Source organism: Actinophytocola sp., assembly GCF_049647105.1.
Classification (GTDB): domain Bacteria; phylum Actinomycetota; class Actinomycetes; order Mycobacteriales; family Pseudonocardiaceae; genus Actinophytocola.
Window position 1 is genome coordinate 1 of the sequence record NZ_JBARWZ010000188.1, and the last position, 6313, is coordinate 6313.

General features: G+C 71.5%; 5 protein-coding genes. 4 read left to right on the top strand and 1 reads right to left on the bottom strand.

Going from position 1 to position 6313, the window contains the following annotated elements; genetic code table 11:
• The coding region (locus tag WBA97_RS22545; protein ID WP_424232878.1) for a hypothetical protein at positions 1–371 on the bottom strand (371 nt) is incomplete at its 3' end.
• Between WBA97_RS22545 and WBA97_RS22550 the strand changes: the two genes are divergently transcribed.
• The 4 genes from WBA97_RS22550 (at position 346) to WBA97_RS22565 (ending at position 6290) form a co-directional block, all read left to right on the top strand.
• Positions 346–3153, top strand: coding sequence for a TNT domain-containing protein (locus WBA97_RS22550; RefSeq protein WP_424232879.1), 2808 nt, complete (start codon positions 346–348; stop codon positions 3151–3153). The genes WBA97_RS22545 and WBA97_RS22550 overlap by 26 nt on opposite strands.
• 18 nt (positions 3154–3171) lie before the next feature.
• Positions 3172–3636 (top strand): hypothetical protein, encoded by a 465-nt coding sequence (locus WBA97_RS22555; protein WP_424232880.1) that lies wholly within the window; start codon positions 3172–3174, stop codon positions 3634–3636.
• Positions 3637–3662: 26 nt separating this feature from the next.
• Entirely contained in the window at positions 3663–5177 is a 1515-nt protein-coding gene (locus WBA97_RS22560) for a TNT domain-containing protein (RefSeq protein ID WP_424232881.1), read from the top strand.
• Positions 5178–5363: 186 nt separating this feature from the next.
• Positions 5364–6290, top strand: a complete 927-nt coding sequence (locus WBA97_RS22565; RefSeq protein WP_424232882.1) for an FG-GAP repeat domain-containing protein — start codon at positions 5364–5366, stop codon at positions 6288–6290.
• Positions 6291–6313: the final 23 nt, after the last annotated feature.

Consider the following 6313-nt stretch of genomic DNA (forward strand, 5'->3'; position numbering starts at 1 on the left):
CGGCCCGACACCGGAACGCAGCCCGGCGGCCCGCGGCCCGACGCAGGCACCCAGCCGGGTAGCCCGCGTCCCGACGCCAACGCCCGGCCGGACACCAGCACCCGGCCCGACACCCGACCGGACACCAGCACCCGGCCCGACACCCGGCCCGACACCAGCACCCGGCCCGACACCCGACCGGACGCCAGCACACGGCCCGACACCAGCACGCGGCCGGACACCCGGCCGGATGCCAGCACACAGCCGGACACCAGCACGCGGCCAGATGGCGAGCCGAGCCGGACGCCGGAGCCGGACGTGTCGCGGTCCCCGGAGCCGGACGTGTCGCGCTCCCCCGAGCCGGACGTGTCGCGCTCCCCGGACGACAGCACGCCGAAGACGGACCCCGACACCACGCCGGACCCCGGCACCACGCCCGACCAGCCCATCCACGGCGAGGACTCGGACGGCCCCACGCCGGACGACGACGCGACCGACACGGACACCGACACTGACACCGACGGCACGGACACGGACGCGCCGCCGGTCAAGGGTGAGGCCGAAGACGGCCCCGCGGTGGACGAAGAGGGTGTGCCGCTCAACTTCCTCGGCAACCGCCAGGGTGAGCACCCGTTCGCCGACATGGGCGAGTACATCCCGATGGGCGGCGACCGCTCGAACGGGATGGGCAGCTACGACCAGCGCGTCGCCCCGCTCATCGCCGATCACAACCCCTGGGGTGAGCACGGTTCGCGCGACGAGTTCAACGCGCACCACCGGCCCGACGGGACCTACCGGACCAACCGGTGGCCCGACAACGACGGCGCGGTGCCCGGCTCGGAGCGGCAGGTCACGCTCCCCCGTGGCACGGTCCTCGACCGGTTCGGTGCCGAGGGCGGCCGGTTCCTGTCGCCGCTGGACTCGAACGGGCAGCCGTACCACTACGGCGACCGGGCGATCTTCCCGGACAACGCGGAGGTCGGCTACCACATCTACGTGGTCGACGACCCGAACGGGCTCCAGGGCGAGCTCGCCGACGTGGCGCCCGCGCTCGGGCAGGACGGCGGCGGCAGGCAGTTCACGCTGCCGGAGGACGTCAAGCTGCAGCAGTTGCTCGCGGAGGGCGTCCTCCGTGAGGTGCACGTACCGCCCGCCGACGGCCGGGTGCTGCCGGACTCGTTCGGCCAGGACCGCGGCGACGGCACGCAGAACACCGACACCGTCTCCGTCGACGACGCCAGCAACGGCGTCGACCCCGATAACAACACGGACACCGACAACAACACCGACAACAACACCGACAACGGCACGGACAACGGCACCGACCCTCGGCCGGACACGGACCCCGGCGACGGAGCGCCGGACACCGACGCGACCCCACCGCTGCCGGAAAACCTTCAGCAGGTCGCGGACAACAGCAGCTTCCGCACCCCTGCTGGTGGCGCGCTGTTCGACCCGTCGGACGTGCGCACCCGCGACGCGGCGAACGCCGTGGCACCGATCGACGGGCACTTCATCCTCGACGTGCACAGCGACGGGCAGCACGCGATCGTCAACGGTCAGCAGCTGAACGGCGCCGACCTCGCCGACCTGGCCCGCAACCTGGGCTGGAACGGCACCGACCCGATCATCCTCAACGGGTGTGAGGCGGGCAGGAGCCCGGACGGCCTGGCGGCCGACCTGGCGCGGGCGTCCAACGCGCAGGTCATCGCGCCGACCGAGCGGTCGTGGTCCGGCGAGCAGAACACGACGCCGTACTCGGCCAGTGTGGACAGCGTGGACGACCGCGGCCGGGCCCGGCCGACCATCCCGCCGGACGGTGGCTGGCGGTCGTTCGACCCCGACGGCAACATGCGCGACGCGGGCAGCAACGGGCTGCCCGTCGACACGCGGCCCCCGAGCGGTCCGGACACCGACGGCACCACCGACACGTCGGGCACGCCGAACGACGACTCCACCCCCGGGCCGGACAACCGGCAGCCGGTGCCACACGGCGGCGACGTCGACCGGGGCCGGATCCAGTCGCCGTTCAACCCGCCGATGGTCACCGACCCCGGCGCTCCGCACACGATCCGCGTCGACGACAACGCGGCCGCGGCGGCGAACCAGACCGACCCGCACCGGCCGCTGCGCGACGGTGAGCGGCTGATCGGGCGGGACGGCCTCACGCCCAACTCGGAGTACCGCGTCCCGGGCCGCGGCACCTACTACACCGACGACACCGGCACGATCACACACGCCGACCTCGAGGTGTCGAACACGCAGGACGGGATCACGGCGGCGGGCGCCGACCGGAACCCGGACGCGTCGTACCCGGAGCCGAACACCACCTACCGGATCGACGTGGACGGCTCCGAGCACACCTACACCACCGACGACGCCGGGCTCCCGCCCCGCTACACGGAGTGGAACCAGCCGCAGCCCACGAACGGCACGGTGACGTTCCCGTCGACCGACCCGACCCTGTCGCCGAACGACGACGGGGTCCGGCCGCCGACCGTCGCCGACCCGCTCAACGCACGCACGAGCTGGCCGCCGAACTCGGAGATCGTCTACGTCGCGCCGAACGGGACCACCACCCGCCTCTACACGGGCGACGTGGACCCGGCCACTGGCCAGGCGCGGGTCGAGATGATCGACACCGAGTCGAGTCCTGGCAACGGGGCCCGCAACCGCGTCCTCGTCGACGACCTCAACCCGGAGCTCAACAACTTCCCGCCGAACACGGTCACCAGGATCAACGGCACGGACGTCTACGTCACCAACGAGCACGGGGTGACCTTCCACGCCACCGACGAACGCACCTACGGCCACTCGGCCCCGCGCAGCGGGGAGGCCCAGGGCTACGTTGGCGACCTGGGCACCAACACGGACGGCGGGCACATCCGGCCGACCGGTGCCGACGGCGCACCCGACGCACGGAACCAGTTCCCGCAGGACAGCGACGAGAACCGGCCCAAGAAGGGCCAGACGACCGAGGGCACCTGGTACGGCCAGGACCGCGAGGCCAGGTTCGAGCAGCAGAAGCGGGGCACCGACCACCTGTGGCACGACCTGGAGACGGAAGGCTCTCACGCCGCCAACCCGGGACAACCCACGGTGGTGCACGAGCGGTGGGTCATGCGGGACAGCAACGGCGATGTCAGGCTGCACTTCCGGCGTTACGACAACTAGCAGGAGATCGCGAGAACAATGTCTGAGCCAGTGGTCGACCAGGCAAAGCAGCAACGGTATGACGAACTGCTGCAGCAGATCGGCGGGGCGCTGATCGGCGCCGCGCCGCAGGGGTGGCGCCGGATCGACCTGATCGCGAAGATCGCCGATGGAGTCCAGGACTTCGGCCTCACGGTGATCATGCCCGACCAGTCCACCCCGGAGGTCGAGCCACCCTCGGCGGCCGGGCAGGCGTTGCTGGAGCTGCGCAAGCTGATGTACGACCAGCGCGGCGCCTGGCTGTCGGCGAGGTACGTGATCAACCCGCCTGGTGAGTTCCGTATCTTCTACAACTACGACCACGACCCGCTGTGGGAGCCGCCGATCCCGCCCTCGTACTACGAGCGTGATCTGGCGACCTATCCTCGGCAGGCGGAGGCAGTCCCCGGCTGGCTCCGGCGCACGATCGAGCAGGCCAGGACCGGCCAACCGGAAACGAACTGACCTCGCCTGTAGGAGGACCTCCTTTCATGACCCGCCCAACGCCGCTCGGTTTCGAGGAACAGCGCGACCTGCAGCGAAAGATCGCCGACCTGCTGGTGGTGCGTGCGCCGGCCGACCGCGACCAGATCCGGGTGATGTACCGGGCAGCAGGCACCCACGAGGAGATGGTCGGGCACATCCTCGGCATCGACGGCCAGCTCCGGCAGTGGGAGCCGCCGGGTGAGCTGGCGGAGTTCTACCGGCAGCTGCGGGCGGGCATGTACCGGGAGGACGCGGGCACCTGGTCCGCGGCCAGCACCGTGGTCGAGTACCCGATCAAGATCTCGATCAACTACCTGTTCAAGGAGGACCCGCGCTGGCGGCAGGCGCCGCCACGCACGGCCATCCTCGACGAGCTGGAGACGTTCCCCAGGACGCCGGACAACGTCGCGGACTGGATGAAGACCGTGCTGCCGAACGCGGAGCGGGTGGCCGAGGTGGCCGGCCGCTTCCGGCACGCACGCATCTTCGACTACCGCGACCAGTCCGGCCGCCCGGTCGTCAACCGGCCGCCGGTGCCCGACGGCGAGGTTGGCCAGGTGCTGGAGTACCTGAACACCGCGCACGTGATCATGGGTGGCCGCGGCTTCGACCCCGACCTGTTCGACCCGAACAGCGCGGCGGACGTGCCCGCCGCGTTCCACACGGACGGGACGTGGATCTGGCCCGCTTCCGTGCCGCACTACCTGGCCAAGCACGGTGTGCCGCCCGAGGCTGACCTCGTGGCGCACATCCGCGCGAATGGGTTCACCCCGCCGCGGCTCGACCAGGACGCCAAGGACGCCGCGTACATCGCGCTCACCGGTGAGGTCCCGGCGCCCAAGGCACCGCAGGCTCCGGCCGCTCCGCAGACTCCGGCCGCTTCCCCGGCGCCCGGTGAGCTGTCCGACCGCGACCGCAGGGTCCTGGCGATCATCGCGCGGCGCGTGAGCGAGGCAGGCGCGGTGCCGGAGGCGTACCGGATCCTCGGCGCCGAGGAAGGCGCGACGTGCCTCGAACGCGTCGGCGACGAGTGGCAGGTCGCCGACTACGAGCGCGGCAAGCCCCGCAACCCGCTCCGGTTCAAGCAGCTGTGGGACGCGGGTGCGTACCTGCTGGGCACCCTGGCGATCACGCCGGCGTCCTTGCGCGCGGGCGGCAGCGACCGGAACACGGCGAACGCGCTCAACGACTGGCCCATCCAGCCGCTGCCGGGCGAGCCGCCGCTCACGCTGCTCGCCGAGAAGCACATCGCGGTGCTGATGCCGGGCCGGGACGTGATCCGCTACGGCCAGCCCGCCGGGAACCTGACGTTCGCCGAGGACACCGAGTTCGCCGCGATGTCGCTGCGTGCGGAACGGGAGCAGCAGGGCCCGCGCCGCTACCGCGTGGCGCGGGAGCTGCGGACGCTGTCGGGCCAGACCGTGCCGTGGCACAACCAGCCCGGTGGTGGCTCCGCGTACCTGCTGCCCAAGTCGGTCGAGGAGCACCTGGCGGACGGCAGCCTCACCGAGGTGGACTGAGTAGCAAGCCGCGAGCGTGTGCGAGGCCCCGCGTACCTGTACGCGGGGCCTCGCCGATTCCTGACTCCCTACAGGTCTGCTGCTTCGAGCGCGAACTTCCCTGACACCGGGGCCAACCATCGCGGCCAGGTGTCCGAACACCTCCTGACGAACCGATTTTCGGGACCGTGTCTGGGAGGTACACCAATGAAACGTCTGATCACCGTGCTGTCACTGGCAATCACGACCGTGCCGGTGTCGATGAGTGTCGCGGAACCAGGTGGAACGGGGCGGCCGGCCGTCGCCGACTTCGACGGGGACGGCGTCAGCGACCTGTCCGTCGTGTCGCCGGAAGGCGACTGGCGGTCCAGACCCGGCGGCGGCACCACGTCCGGGTTCTCCTGGGGAAACGGCTACCAGCCGAGCCCGGACGACCAGCTGACGCCAGGAGACTACGACGGTGACGGCCGCACCGATCCGGGTGTTTTCTCGCCGTCGCAAGGAAAGTGGCTGATCGCGCCGACACGGAACACCGTTTCGTCTTACTCCGTCGCGATCGGTGCGCCTGGCGACCGGGCATTACCCGGCGACTACGACGGGGACGGCCGCACCGACCTCGCCACCTACCGGCCGGCCACGGCTGTGTGGCACATCCTGCCCAGCGGGTCCGGCGACGACTATCCGGTCACCTTCGGCGTGGGCGGCGACCTCCCCGCGCCGGGTGACTACGACGGGGACGGCCGGACCGACCTCGCCGTCTACCGTCCTGGCACCGCGACGTGGCTCGTCCGGCGTTCCTCGGACGGCATGCTCGCGAGCGATCAGGCGGGTGTGCGCGCCGGGCTGCCGGTGCCCGCCGACTACGACGGCGACGGGCGGACCGATGCCGCGACGTTCACCCCCGGGCGGAGCGAGTGGACGATCCACCGCAGCGGTGACGACACGGTGACCGTGCACCGGTTCGGCGTGGCCGGTGACCTGCTCGCCCCGGCCGACTACGACGGCGACGGCGCCACGGACCTGGCCGTCTACCGGCCGTCGACGGGCGCGTGGATCGTCGACGGCGTGTCCGGCGAGACCCGTTTCGGTGGTGCGCTGGACGTGCCCGTGGCCGGGACCTACCTGCCCAGGTGAGCGGTCACGCGGTGCTCTCGACA